The sequence below is a fragment of the Paraburkholderia sp. 22099 genome (genome assembly GCF_052045835.1).
GTDB classification, from domain to species: domain Bacteria; phylum Pseudomonadota; class Gammaproteobacteria; order Burkholderiales; family Burkholderiaceae; genus Paraburkholderia; species Paraburkholderia terricola.
On the sequence record NZ_JBQEPU010000002.1, the window covers coordinates 1 to 12,806 of the forward strand.

A 12,806-nucleotide genomic window follows, 5' to 3' on the forward strand; every position below is an offset into this window, starting at 1 on the left:
CCGCCTGCACCACCATCTTCCTCAGGTGCGCCTGCGTCGCCTGGTCCAGTTTTCGGGCATCAGTTTTCGTCTTCATACCCGTATAACGCGCAAGGCACTATTTGGTGCACCCGTCAGTATCACGTGAGTTCGGTGCAAAACCCGCTCACCTCGCTCGCCGACGATGTCGCCGCCACACGCCGCGTCCTCGCGCGCCAGGACGGCCCGACCATGTTGGTCGGACATTCATGGGGCGGCGTCGTGATCACCGAAGCGGGCGCGAATGCGCCGAACGTCGCCGGCCTCGTGTATGTCGCGGCGATCGCGCCGGACTTGCACGAGTCGACCGCCGATCTGATGAAGCGCGCCGCGCCGATGCCGGCAGGCAAAGGCATCACCACGGACGCGAGCGGCTTTCTCTGGCTCGACCGCGCGAAATACCGCGCCGACTTTGCCGCCGATGTGCCCGAAAACCTGACGCGCGTGCTCTCCGCCGCGCAGCAGCCAATCGCCGCGAAGGCGTTCGGCGAAACGGTCAGCCAGGTGGCGTGGAAGGAGAAGCCGTCGTGGTACGTGTTGACCACGAAGGACCGCGCGGTATCGCCGGACGTCGAAAAATTCATGGCCGAGCGGATGGGCGCCAAAGTCGTGCCGATGGCGTCGAGCCATCTCGCGCCCGTGTCGCATGCGGGTGCGATCGCCGACGTGATCGATCGCGCGGCGCGGGAGTTGAGCCGGCAGCAGTAGCCGGCCGATAGCGAAGGATTATGTGGCGGCAGGAATCGGTGGTTGCGAGGGCTCGGGCAAAACAACCGAATTCAATTAGGGGATGACGCGACAACATCGCCCAAAGTAAGGAAGCAACGAATGTCAAGACCACTCTCTCAGAAGGAACGTGCACTGCTCACGTTTCTGATCGAGGCGAATGAGCCGCTGTACGGTGACCGAATTGGTCAATGGAAGACGCAGATTGAAACGTGTCTGGTACGAGAGATCGACTCGCCCTTTTTCCTGGCTGTGGTTCATGATGAAGGCACCGAAAGAGCAGGCTGCGATGCAGTCACACTTGGCTACGAATTGGTGGGCGTTGACCACGGCGTGCCGGTTCTCATCTACGCGGTTGCAATGAAAACCCCCTCAGAGTGGGTCATTGATATTTTCAATGTGGACCGGTTGGACGGTGAGCCGCTTGTTGACTATCCCGAGGCTGGCGCCAGTTTAATGATTGTTCAGCGAAACACGAGGTCGGTGGAGCGGACCTGCGCCATCTATATGGCGGATCGCGTTCGTAAACTCCCCCTAATCACGCGACGGGCGCCTTGCCAGATAGAAATTCTACGTGACGGTCAACGGCCGGGTGATTGAGGGTTCCTCGCACTGATTGTCGCCGACCGAGATTAGAGTCGGCTCCATTCGACCGCAATCACCACGATCAAGAGCACCAGGCGCTTCAAACCATGCAACGACCTTTAGCAACTCACGAACGTCATCTACTGGAGTTTCTTCTCGCCGTAAACCGCTCCTTTTATGGCGCGTACGTTACCCGGTGAGAAGCGCAGGTCAAAACGTGCCGGGTGCGCGAAGTCAACGTGCCGTATTGTCTGGACATCAGTCATGAAGAAGCCAGATTGCCCGGCGGCGGTTTCACTACGCTCGCGCGTGAGTTGGTCGGAAGTGACGAGGGTGTGTCAGTGCTTATCTACGTTTACATGGTTGAAACACAGACAGGCTATGTCCTGGACTCTTTTTCCATCGATCGTCTCGATGGAGAACCGCTTGTCGCCTACCCGGAGCCAGGCGACAGCCTCATGATCATGGAAGCGGGGAAACGCATCGGTGGGGCGGACTTGCGATACGTGTACAGGGAGTCCGACCTTCCTCCCCGCCGCAAGCTTCCCTGAGCATGAATTCTGCGTTTCGGGCGACGACGACGCAGGTAGCGGCGCGCACGCCAATCGGCTAACAAGGGAAGGCGACGCTAGCGCAGCATGAACGACATCGCCGACAAACAATTCAGCATCCGCACCGCATCTTCCGCCGACGCCGCATCAAAACGCAGCGTGACGGCATCGACACGCGTGAGCGTCGGCCATTGGCAAAACAGATCGGCGAGCGCGGTGGTTTGCACACGCAGTTCACACTCGACGGGTTTCGCCCCGGCGCGCGTGGCGTGCGGCGCATGACCCTCGGCGAGATGCTGCCGCACCACTTCGCGCGCGGCCGTTCCGATCGCATCGCGCGCGTTGGCCGGGCTTTGCGTGACGCCGCTGGCATGCCCCGTCGCGCTCTTCGTCACGACGAAACGCGCGCCCGGAAAACGCGGCGCGGTTTCCTCGGCAAAAACGTCGTCGCCGGATAAAAGCGCCACACGTGCGCCGTATTCTTCGGCCAGCGCGCCATACAAACCCGCCTCGCCCACTTCGACGCCGTTCAGCGAAACCCGCGCGAACGCGAAGCTGTTGATCGTATGCGCGAGGATGCCGTGCGTTTGCGACTTTGCGTGATAGCCGATCATGAACACGAGCGCTGCGCCGTATTCGAGCCCGGCCATCATGCCGAGCGTGCGCGGCTTGCCGAGCACCACCTGGGCGCGTGCGTCGAGCAGATCGGGCAGCAGGTTGCGAAAGCCGCCGTGCGAATCGTTGACCCATACCTGGGTCGCGCCGCCGGCGAATGCGCCTTCGATCGCGGCGTTGGCTTCGAGCGTCATCCAGCGGCGCGCGGCTTCGTATTCGCCGTTGCCCGCGCGCGTTTGCTCGGGATGGAACACACCGGCCACGCCTTCTATGTCGGCGGAAATGAGGACTTTCATCGGGAAGATTGCTTGAGGAGTTGAGCGAGATCGGGGACGCTGTCGTGCAGCGAGAGCCGCTTGCGGCCGTCGCGGCCCGTCACGGAAGTGGCGCGCCATAAGGCATCGACGATTGCCTGCTCGACGCTGTCCGCGCAAGCCTGGAACAGTGGATCGAGGCACGCGTCGGCGAGTAACGGCGGCAGCGTGACGAAGTCGGCATCGTGCGGCACGGTATAGGCGGTTGAAAACGCCAGCGCGATGTCGCCGCTGCCGTGACCGTAGACGGAGCCGGTTCGCGCAAGACCGGCTGCGGCGCGCAACGACAGACGCTTGAGTTGCCGCGCGTCGAGCGGTGCATCGGTGGCGACGATCATGATGATCGAGCCTTGCTCGGGTTTTGCTATCGGCGCTGTCGCGGCGTTCGTGTTCGCGGCGCAGCCGGCGCCGGGCGCATCGGCGGCATCGGCGGCTTTCGCCGCGCGCTCCGCCAGCACACGACCAAGCGCCGCACCGTCGATCGTCAGCATCGGCAAGCGGCCGAAGTTCGCCAGCACGAGCGCGCCGACCGTATGCCGTTGACCGGCCACCTCGACCACGCGCGACGCGTTGCCGATTCCGCCCTTCAGATCGAAGCACGACATGCCCCGCCCCGCGCCGACCGAGCCGCTCACGACATGTGTGCTTGCGGCATCGAATGCGTCGTCGAAATGCCGTTGGTTGACGGCCAGCGCCTGGATATCGTTCAGGTATCCGTCGTTGCATTCGAACACCAGCGGATTGACCGTCGGCCACTCGCGCCCGATTCGCGGATTGGCCTTGATCGCCGCGCGAATCTGCGCCTGCGCGAGCGCCGCGACGCCGAAGGTATTGGTCAACGCAATCGGCGTTTCGAGCACGCCGAGTTCCTCGACCTGCACGAGCCCGATGCTTTTGCCAAAGCCGTTGATCACCGACGCCGCCGCGGGCACCTTGCGCAGAAACGGATCGTCGCGATGCGGGCGAATCACGGTCACGCCGGTTTGCACGGCGCCTTCATCGAGCGTGCGGTGACCGACCGTGACGCCATCGACATCGGCGATCGTGCCAAGCGGACCGCTCGTCAATACGCCGATATGCGGCGCGCCTTCGCCCACGTTTCCGCCCATGTTTTCAGCCACACTCATGCGCGATCCAGCTTCGGATCGAGCGCGTCGCGCAAGCCGTCGCCGAGCAGGTTGAACGCCAGCACCGTCAGGAAAATCGCGAGACTCGGAAACAGCGCGATATGCGGCGCGGTCACCATATCGGCGCGCGCTTCGTTGAGCATCGCGCCCCACTCGGGCGTCGGCGGCTGCGCGCCGAGTCCGAGAAACGACAGGCTCGCCGCCGTGATGATCGAGGTGCCGATGCGCATGGTGAAGTACACCACCACCGACGAAATCGTCCCCGGCAAGATGTGACGCACGATGATCGTCCAGTCCGACGCGCCGATGCTGCGCGCCGCCTCGATATACGTGAGCTGCTTGAGCATCAGCGTATTGCCGCGCACGAGCCGCGCGAACGCGGGAATGCTGAAGATCGCCACCGCGCAGATCACGTTGATCATGCCGTTGCCGAGAATCGCCACCACGCCGATCGCCAGCAGAATGCCGGGGAACGCGAACAGCACGTCGGCCACGCGCATCGTGATGCGATCCCACCAGCCTTCGTAGTAACCGGCCAGCAGCCCGAAGAACGTGCCGATCACCGCACCGATCGCCACCGACAAAAAGCCGGCTTCGAGCGAGATGCGCGAGCCCGCCAGAATGCGGCTGAAAATATCGCGGCCCAGCGAATCGACGCCGAACCAGTGCGCCGCGGAAGGACCCGCGTTCAACGCGTCGTAGTCGAAGAAATTTTCCGGGTCGTACGGCACGATGTGCGGCGCCGCGAGCGCGACCACGATCAGCAGCAATACGAAGATGCCCGCGGCGAGCGCCACGCGCTGCTTACGGAATTTGCGCCAGAACTCGCTCCACGGCGTGCGGATCGCGCGTTCTTCGTTGACGGACTTGGCCGCATTCGGCTCGGTGGCTGTCGTGCTCATGCGGGCCTCACTTGAAACGGATGGTCGGATTGATCACGGCGTACAGCACGTCCACGATCAGGTTGATGATGATGAATTCGAGCGAGAACAACAGCACCTCGGCCTGAATCACCGGGTAGTCGCGCATCGACACCGCGTCGACCAGCAGGCGTCCGAGGCCCGGCCAGTTGAACACCACTTCGACCACGATCGAGCCGCCCAGCAGAAAGCCGAATTGCAGACCCATCATCGTGATCACGGGAATCATCGCGTTGCGCAGGCAGTGCTTGACGATCACGAGCCGCTCGGGCACGCCCTTGGCGCGCGCGGTGCGCACGAAGTCCTCGTTCATCACTTCGACGAACGACGCACGCGTGAAGCGCGCCATCACCGCCGCGACGGCCGCGCCGAGCGTGAGCGAGGGCAGCACGTAGCTCTGCCACGAACCGTCGCCGACGATAGGCAGCCAGCCGAGCTTCACCGAAAAGATTTCCATCAGCAGCATGCCGAGCGCGAAAGCGGGAAACGAAATACCCGAGACCGCGAGCGTCATGCCGAGCCGATCGGGCCAGCGGTTGCGCCACACCGCCGAGACGATGCCGATCGCCATGCCGAGCACGACCGCCCACACCATGCTGGCGAGCGTGAGCCACAGCGTCGGCATGAAACGCTCGGCGATTTCCTGGCTCACCGGCCGCTTGCTGCGCGTGGAGGTGCCGAAGTCGCCTTGCGCGATCCTCGCGAAGAAGTGGGCGAATTGCTGCGGCATCGGCTTGTCGAGGCCGAGGTCGGCGCGCACCAGCGCGACGGTCGCCTCGTCCGCGTCGGGACCGGCGGCGAGCCGCGCCGGGTCGCCGGGCAACAGATGCACGAACAGGAACACCAGCACGGCGACGATGAAGAGCGTCGGCAGCAGGCCAAAGAGACGTTTGACGATGAAGTTCAGCATGAAACCCAATCCGGCAATGATGCGGGCAACGAGAAATCGTTCTGTGCGACGGGCCGCCGTTCGTCCAGCGTTCCGGTGTATTTCAGCGAATACGCCGGAACGGAACGGTCAGCCCGCCGCGCGAATCACTTGATCGCAATCTCGTCGAAATTGAACGAGCCGTCCGGCGCGACATACGCACCCGCCAGACGCTTGCTGCGCGCGTACACGACCTTCTCCTTCACGAGGAAAATCCACGGCGCGTCGGCCCAGATGCGCTTTTGCGCATCCGCGTAAAGCGACGTCTTTTGCGCGCGGTCGGTGGTTTCGAGCGCCTGCTTCAGATCGCTGTCGACAGCGTCGTTCTTGTAGTACGCGACGTTCATCATCTTCGGCGGGAACGAGACCGAGCCGAGCAGCGGCGTGATCGCCCAATCCGCTTCGCCCGTCGACGACGACCAGCCCATGTAGTACATCCGCACCGGCGCCGTGACCGGGTCTTGCGCGCTCTCCACCCGCGCCACGCGCTGGCCCGCCTCGAGCGCCTCGATCTGCGCCTTCACGCCGACTTGCGCCAGTTGCTGCTGCACGAACTGGATCACCTTCTGCGCGGTCGAGTAGTTATAGGCCGACCACAGCGTGGTTTCGAAACCGTTCGGATAGCCCGCTTCCTTCAGCAGCGCGCGCGCCTTGGCCGGGTCATAAGGCCAGGGTCCGAGCTTCGTCGCGTAATCGACGCCTTCCGGCACCACGCCGTCGGACGGCGTCGCATAGCCGGCGAACACGACCTTCGTCAGCGCTTCCTTGTTGATCGCGTAGTTCAGCGCTTCCCGCACCTTCGGGTTGTCGAACGGCTTCTGGTTCACGTTCAGGCTGATGTAGCGCTGAATGATCGAGGGCGACGCGATCAGATCGACCTTCGGACTCGACTGCAATTGCGCGGCCTGTTCGAACGGCACCTGGAAGGCGAAATCCGCTTCGCCGGTGCGCATCAGCGCGGCGCGCGTGTTGTTGTCGACCACCGGCTTCCAGTCGATCGCGTCGATCTTCGGGTAGCCCTTCTTCCAGTAGCCGGCGAACTTCTTCACCGTCAGATCGCCCGCCGGGTCCCACTTCACGAACTCGAACGGACCCGTGCCGACCGGATGGAACGCGACGTCCTTGCCGTACTTCTTCAGCGCGTCCGGCGAAATCATCACCGCCGACGGATGCGCCAGCACGTTCACGAATGCCGAGAACGGCGCCTTCAGGGTGATCTTCACCGTGTACGGATCGACCACTTCGGTCTTCTCGATACGGTTGAACATGTTGTAGCGCTTGAGCTTGTTCGCCGGATCGATCACGCGGTCGAAGTTCGCTTTCACCGCGGCGGCGTTGAAGTCGGTGCCGTCCTGGAACTTCACGCCCTGGCGCAGCTTGATCGTGTAGACGCGCGCATCCGGGCTTGCCGTGTAGCTGTCGGCGAGCACGTTGACGAGCTTCATGTCCTTGTCGAAGCCGAACATGCCCTGATAGAACGACTTGGCGACGGCTTGCGAGAGCGTGTCGTTGGAGTCGTACGGATCGAGCGTCGTGAAGGTGGAGGCGACGGCCATCACAGCCGTGGTATCGGCGTGCGCCGCATTGCCCGCGAGCATCGCGAACACCACCGCGCCGCCGCTGACCAGCGCGCGCAAACGAAACGGAGAAGACGGGACCAGCAGGTTCATGAGTTGGCTCCAGGCTGCGAAATGAAACAGGTTGAGGTGCTGCGAGAAAGGTCTGGGTACGTCGGGTTGCTTTAGGTTGCTTTAGGTTGCTTTAGGTTGCTTTAGGTTGCTTTAGGTTCGGTTTATTCGGTTCAGTAGGCGCCGCCGACGCGATGCCGGGCGACGAAATGATCCGGTCCCACCGCGATCAGCGGCGCCACGGCCGGTTCGTCGTTCAGCGCGCGGATCGGGCTCGGAATCTCATCGGCGGCGAGCATCCGTTTCGCGTGACGGCGCGCCGGATCGGCGACCGGCACCGCGCCCATCAGCTTCTTCGTGTAAGGATGCTGCGGCGCCTCGAACACCGCCCGGCGCGGGCCGATCTCGACGATCTGCCCGAGATACATCACCGCCACGCGATGACTGACGCGCTCGACCACCGCCATGTCGTGCGAAATGAACAGATACGCCACGCCGAGTTCGCGTTGCAGATCGAGCATCAGATTGACGATCTGCGCCTGCACGGAGACGTCGAGCGCGGACACGGATTCGTCCGCGATCACCACCTTCGGATTCAACGCCAGCGCGCGCGCAATCGCGATCCGTTGCCGTTGACCGCCGGAGAATTCGTGCGGATAACGGCGCGCGGCCTCCGGCGGCAAGCCGACTTTTTCGAGCAGCCAGGCGACGCGCGCCTGCGCTTCGGCGCCTTGTGCGACGCCGTGCACGAGCAGCGGCTCCATGATGGAAAAGCCGACCGTCAGGCGCGGATTCAGCGACGCGAACGGGTCCTGGAAAATGAACTGGATATTGCGGCGCAGCGCCTGCAACGCGGGGCCGGTGAGCGAGCTGATTTCCTTGCCGTCGAATTCGATCGAACCGCTTTGAGTTTCGACGAGGCGCAACAGCGAGCGGCCGGTGGTCGACTTGCCGCAGCCCGATTCGCCGACCAGCGCGAGCGTTTCGCCCGGCCGTAAATCGAAGCTGACTTTTTCGACCGCATGCACGCGGCCCGTCACGCGGCCGAACACGCCGCTCTTGACCGGGAAGCGCGTGACCAGATCGCGCACCCGCAGAATCGGCGGCGTGCTGACGAGCACGAGCGGCTGCGCTTCCTGCGCGACCGCGGCGGCGGGACGCACGGCTTCGTCCGCGCCGGTGAGGCCCGCCTGCTCGACCGTCAGGATCGGAAACCTGGCGGGCTGATCGGTGCCCTGCATCGAGCCGAGGCGCGGCACCGCCGCGAGCAGCGCCTTCGTATAAGGATGCGACGGCGCGGCGAAGAGCGCATCCGACGCGCCCTCTTCCACCTTCTCGCCGCGATACATCACCAGCACGCGATCGGCCACTTCAGCCACCACGCCCATGTCGTGCGTGATGAAGATCACGCCCATGTTCATCTCGTCCTGCAAGCCGCGGATCAGTTGCAGGATCTGCGCCTGGATCGTCACGTCGAGCGCGGTGGTCGGTTCGTCGGCGATCAGCAATGCGGGCTTGCACGAGAGCGCCATCGCGATCATCACGCGTTGGCGCATGCCGCCCGACAGTTGATGCGGAAACCGCGCCGCCACCCGGCGCGCTTCGGGAATGCGCACGAGTTCGAGCAGACGCAGCGTTTCCGCGTGCGCGGCCGAACGGCTCTTGCCCTGATGCAAGGCGATCGCCTCGCTGATCTGATCGCCGACCGTGAAGACCGGATTGAGCGAGGTCATCGGCTCCTGGAAGATCATCGCGATGTCGGCGCCGCGAATCGAGCGCATCGTGCCCGACGACGCTTTCGCGAGGTCGAGCACGCTGCCGTCGCGGCGCCGGAAGGCGATGCCGCCGCCGGCAAGGCGCCCACCGCCATGCTCGATCAGCCGCATCAACGCGAGCGAGGTCACCGATTTGCCCGAACCCGATTCGCCGACGATCGCCAGCGTCTCGCCGCGCTCGACGGTGAACGACAGATGGCGCACCGCGTTGACGGTTGCGTCGCCGCTGCGAAACGCGACCGACAGATCGTCGACCGCGAGCACGCGTTGCGGCGGCAAGGTTTCGATAAGCGGACGGGCGGTGTGCGATGAAGTCGGCACGGTGGTTCCTTTGAATTCGAACGCGGCTAGCGAAAGTTCAGGCGATGGCTCTGGCGATAATCAGGCAATAACCCGGCGAGCGGATCAACGGTAGATCGCCGTCACCGGCGTTTCGCCGGGACGCGCGAAACCGCGATACATGCCCTCGGTATTGAACGGCAGCGTGACGTTGCCGCGCGCATCGACGGCGATCAGGCCGCCACGGCCGTCGATCCTCGGCAGGCGGTGCATCACGACGTCGTGCGCCGCCTCTTCCAGCGAAACCTGGCGATAGGCCATTTGCGCGGCGACGTCGTAGGCGGCGACCATGCGCATGAACATCTCGCCGGAGCCGGTGGTCGAGACCGCGCACGTCGCGTCGTCCGCATAACAGCCCGCGCCGATCAGCGGCGTGTCGCCGACCCGGCCCACCTGCTTGTTGGTGACGCCGCCCGTTGAAGTAGCCGCCGCCACGTGGCCATGCCGATCGAGCGCGACCGCGCCGACGGTGCCGAACTTGCGGTTCGGGTCGATCGGCTCGTGCGGCGCGGGATCGTCGTCGTTCGTGGACGGCAAGCCCGCGAGCGTCGCGCCGTCGTGGTCGAGCATCGCGCGCTGCCGGTCGCGCGCGAGCAGCCATTGACGGTGGCGCGCCTCGGTATGGAAATACCCGGGCTCGACGAATTCGAGTCCGTGCGCGGCCGCGAAGGCTTCCGCGCCTTCGCCGGTGAAGAGCACATGCTCGCTGCTTTCGAGCACGCGGCGCGCCGCCAGAATCGGATTGCGCACGCGTTTCACGCAGCAGATCGCGCCGGCTTCGAGCGTGCCGCCATCCATGATGGCGGCGTCGAGTTCGTGCGTGCCGGCCGCCGTGTAGACCGCGCCGCGACCCGCGTTGAAGAGCGGGCAATCCTCGAGCAGACGCACGGCTTCGCTCACGGCGTCGAGCGCGCTGCCGCCGTCGGCGAGGATGCGCTGGCCGGCGCTCAGCACGGCATGCAAGGCTGCGTGATATTCGGCTTCGGCGCCGGACGACATCGACGCGCGCAGGATCGTCCCTGCGCCGCCATGAATGGCAATGACTGCGTTGGAGTTCATCGTTTGGTTTTGCTGGTGCGGGTGGTGCTGCTGGTGCGGGCGGTGCTCGCGCCGCACTTGTCGCGGGCCGCGCCGCTGGAGGCGCGCGCGGGTTTGTCCATTGCGGCGATCGGCGCGGGCTGAGGATCGGTGAGCCAGGGCAGCACGAATTCGGTGACGTCGGCGGCCGCTTTCACCGAGCGCTTGGCGCGATACGCGACCGCGTCGCAAAGTGCCTCGATCACGGCGAGCACGGCGGAGTCGGCATTGGCCGCGAGCCGCCGCTCGGAGCGCACGTACAGCGAGAGATCGGCGAAATGCGCGAGCGGCGAGCGCGGGCTGTCGGTTAGCGCAAGCACGCGCGCGCCGCGGCTCGCGGCACGGCGCGCGAGTTCGATGGTGTCCTCGACATAGCGCGGGAATACGATGCCGATCACCAGATCGCCTTCGTCGGAATTGAAGAGACGCCGCGCGGCATGCGACGGCCCGCCGATCAGCGCGAGCGATTGCACGTTGTCGTGATACGGCATCAGCCCGTGCTCCATCAGGCCAGCGAGAAACGAGCTGGTGCCCGCGCCCAGCACGAACACCCGGCGCGCGGCGAGGATCGCCTCGACGGCGGCTTCGGCCGCGGCGCTATCGATCGCGCTGCGCGTGGAGTGCAGGTTGGCGGCGGCCTGTTCGAGCGACGCGTCGATCAGGTTGTCGCCGGCCGCGAGCGATTCCTGCGCGCTGCGCAATCGCTCGACCGGCGCGAGCGTCGCTTCGAAACCGCGCACCAGCGCCTCACGAAACTGCGGATAGCCGTCGAAGCCGAGCGTGCGCGCAAAGCGATTCGCCGTCGCCACGGACGCGCCGACCACGCTCGCGAGTTCGTCGATACGCATGGTGGCCGCGCGAAACAGATTGGCCAGCACGTATTCGCCCATGCGCCGGTGAATCGGCGTGAGAGTCGGCATGGCCGCGGCAATGCGCGAGGCGATGGCCTGCTCGGCGGAGTTGGGAGCAACGGATGGGTGATGAATCATACGAGCGAGGCGGACCACCTGATGTAAGCCAAATGCATGAAAGTATGTTTACATAGAAAACGCCTGGAAAAAAATTCATTTTCATTCGCGCGGGTTTTCCCGAACGTTTCAGGGGCACGCAAGGCGGCTCACCACGGCGACGAGCGGCGCGGCGGCGAGACTGATCTGTTCGGCGGACTGCGCGACCCGATTCGACCACGCGAGCCGCTGAAATGCGGCGGGAAAACCGGGAAAACGGATCGCGGACGAAGTCGGCGAAGAAGACTAGGCATGCATCGATGAACTCCCGCAACGAGGTAGGGGAGACCGTCGTCGCCGCTATCGCGCGGCGCGGCGCTCCACTTCTTGCGGTGTTATTCTTCGCTCGCCATGAATCTCGAAAGCATCCTCTTCACTCAAGGTTTCGGCTCGCGCCGCCAATGCCGCGCGCTGATCGCCGACGGCCGCGTGAGCGTCGGCGGCACGGTCCGCACCGATGCAGACGCCGATTTTTCAATCGACGACAGCGCGTTCAGCTTCAGCGTGGACGGCGTTGCCTGGCCGTATCGCGAGCGCGCCTATCTGCTTCTGAACAAGCCCGCCGGCTATGAATGCTCGCGTGAGCCGCAGCATCATCTGAGCGTGTTCAGCCTGTTGCCGCCGCAATTCGCCGAGCGCGGCGTGCAATGCGTGGGCCGCCTCGATCAGGACACGACCGGCCTCTTGCTGCTCTCCGACGACGGCAAGTTCGTCCATCTGTTCACGTCGCCGAAACGCAAGGTGCGCAAGGTGTATGTCGCGACCACGCGTCATCCGGTCGACGACGCGCAATTGGCCGCGCTGCGCGACGGCGTGTTGCTGCATGGCGAGCCCAAGCCGATCGCCGCCGTCGAAGCCGAGGCGCGCGGCGACCGTCAGTTGGCGCTCACCGTGATGGAAGGCAAATACCACCAGGTCAAGCGGATGATCGCGGCAGCCGGCAATCGTTGCGAGGCGCTGCATCGCGAGCGGATCGGCGGGCTCGCCTTGCCCGCCGCGCTGGCACCCGGCGCATGGCAATGGCTCGACGAAACCGACCTCGGATCTTTACGAAGCGGGTAAACCGGTAGCGTCCCCTTTAACGCATTGATGCAGCACGAAAAACATGTGCGCGATCGCGCACATCGGCTGCGGGACGCGCATGGATGCGCTGCGTCGCAGCATGCCCTTCCTTTCAGCGCCCTCTATACTCGATT

The 12,806-nt window shown here is 64.5% G+C and carries 12 protein-coding genes; 4 read left to right on the forward strand and 8 right to left on the reverse strand.

Going from position 1 to position 12,806, the window contains the following annotated elements; genetic code table 11:
• The 3 genes from ACTJLC_RS02250 to ACTJLC_RS02260 all read left to right on the forward strand — a co-directional run.
• On the forward strand, positions 1–726 hold a 726-nt coding region (locus tag ACTJLC_RS02250; RefSeq protein WP_440843217.1), incomplete at its 5' end, for an alpha/beta hydrolase.
• Between the two features lie 120 nt (positions 727–846).
• Positions 847–1,344 (forward strand): hypothetical protein, encoded by a 498-nt coding sequence (locus ACTJLC_RS02255; protein WP_440843218.1) that lies wholly within the window; start codon positions 847–849, stop codon positions 1,342–1,344.
• Between the two features lie 209 nt (positions 1,345–1,553).
• Positions 1,554–1,880 (forward strand): hypothetical protein, encoded by a 327-nt coding sequence (locus tag ACTJLC_RS02260; protein ID WP_310130073.1) that lies wholly within the window; start codon positions 1,554–1,556, stop codon positions 1,878–1,880.
• 77 nt (positions 1,881–1,957) lie between these two features.
• Here ACTJLC_RS02260 and ACTJLC_RS02265 read toward each other — a convergent pair whose 3' ends face one another.
• From ACTJLC_RS02265 to ACTJLC_RS02300, 8 genes are all read right to left on the reverse strand, one after another.
• Positions 1,958–2,791, reverse strand: coding sequence for a M55 family metallopeptidase (locus tag ACTJLC_RS02265; protein WP_310130070.1), 834 nt, complete (start codon positions 2,789–2,791; stop codon positions 1,958–1,960).
• Positions 2,788–3,936 (reverse strand): DmpA family aminopeptidase, encoded by a 1,149-nt coding sequence (locus ACTJLC_RS02270; protein WP_310130067.1) that lies wholly within the window; start codon positions 3,934–3,936, stop codon positions 2,788–2,790. Before ACTJLC_RS02270 ends, ACTJLC_RS02265 begins: the two co-directional genes overlap by 4 nt.
• Entirely contained in the window at positions 3,933–4,838 is a 906-nt protein-coding gene (gene gsiD / locus ACTJLC_RS02275) for a glutathione ABC transporter permease GsiD (RefSeq protein WP_073427056.1), read from the reverse strand. Before gsiD ends, ACTJLC_RS02270 begins: the two co-directional genes overlap by 4 nt.
• A gap of 7 nt (positions 4,839–4,845) precedes the next feature.
• Positions 4,846–5,766 carry a glutathione ABC transporter permease GsiC gene (gsiC, locus tag ACTJLC_RS02280; protein WP_073427228.1) on the reverse strand — a complete coding sequence of 307 codons (921 nt, stop codon included), beginning with the start codon at positions 5,764–5,766 and terminating at the stop codon, positions 4,846–4,848.
• Positions 5,767–5,891: 125 nt separating this feature from the next.
• On the reverse strand, positions 5,892–7,454 hold the full coding sequence (gene gsiB, locus ACTJLC_RS02285; protein ID WP_310130063.1) for a glutathione ABC transporter substrate-binding protein GsiB: 1,563 nt from the start codon (positions 7,452–7,454) through the stop codon (positions 5,892–5,894).
• Between the two features lie 131 nt (positions 7,455–7,585).
• Positions 7,586–9,508, reverse strand: a complete 1,923-nt coding sequence (locus ACTJLC_RS02290; RefSeq protein ID WP_073427227.1) for a dipeptide ABC transporter ATP-binding protein — start codon at positions 9,506–9,508, stop codon at positions 7,586–7,588.
• Between the two features lie 84 nt (positions 9,509–9,592).
• Complete coding sequence (locus ACTJLC_RS02295; protein WP_310130059.1) at positions 9,593–10,585, reverse strand: isoaspartyl peptidase/L-asparaginase family protein; 993 nt, start codon at positions 10,583–10,585, stop codon at positions 9,593–9,595.
• Positions 10,582–11,592, reverse strand: a complete 1,011-nt coding sequence (locus tag ACTJLC_RS02300) for a MurR/RpiR family transcriptional regulator (protein WP_310130056.1) — start codon at positions 11,590–11,592, stop codon at positions 10,582–10,584. The genes ACTJLC_RS02295 and ACTJLC_RS02300 overlap by 4 nt, the downstream gene beginning before the upstream one ends.
• A 369-nt stretch (positions 11,593–11,961) precedes the next feature.
• On the opposite strand from ACTJLC_RS02300, the gene ACTJLC_RS02305 reads away from it, so the two are divergent.
• Positions 11,962–12,672, forward strand: a complete 711-nt coding sequence (locus ACTJLC_RS02305; protein WP_310130053.1) for a pseudouridine synthase — start codon at positions 11,962–11,964, stop codon at positions 12,670–12,672.
• Positions 12,673–12,806 lie beyond the last annotated feature (134 nt).

Coding starts and splice junctions, on each gene's coding strand:
- ACTJLC_RS02255 (WP_440843218.1), top strand. CDS start 847: ATGTCAAGACCACTCTCTCAGAAGGAACGTGCACTGCTCACGTTTCTG.
- ACTJLC_RS02265 (WP_310130070.1), bottom strand. CDS start 2,791: ATGAAAGTCCTCATTTCCGCCGACATAGAAGGCGTGGCCGGTGTGTTC.
- ACTJLC_RS02270 (WP_310130067.1), bottom strand. CDS start 3,936: ATGAGTGTGGCTGAAAACATGGGCGGAAACGTGGGCGAAGGCGCGCCG.
- gsiD (WP_073427056.1), bottom strand. CDS start 4,838: ATGAGCACGACAGCCACCGAGCCGAATGCGGCCAAGTCCGTCAACGAA.
- gsiC (WP_073427228.1), bottom strand. CDS start 5,766: ATGCTGAACTTCATCGTCAAACGTCTCTTTGGCCTGCTGCCGACGCTC.
- gsiB (WP_310130063.1), bottom strand. CDS start 7,454: ATGAACCTGCTGGTCCCGTCTTCTCCGTTTCGTTTGCGCGCGCTGGTC.
- ACTJLC_RS02295 (WP_310130059.1), bottom strand. CDS start 10,585: ATGAACTCCAACGCAGTCATTGCCATTCATGGCGGCGCAGGGACGATC.
- ACTJLC_RS02300 (WP_310130056.1), bottom strand. CDS start 11,592: ATGATTCATCACCCATCCGTTGCTCCCAACTCCGCCGAGCAGGCCATC.
- ACTJLC_RS02305 (WP_310130053.1), top strand. CDS start 11,962: ATGAATCTCGAAAGCATCCTCTTCACTCAAGGTTTCGGCTCGCGCCGC.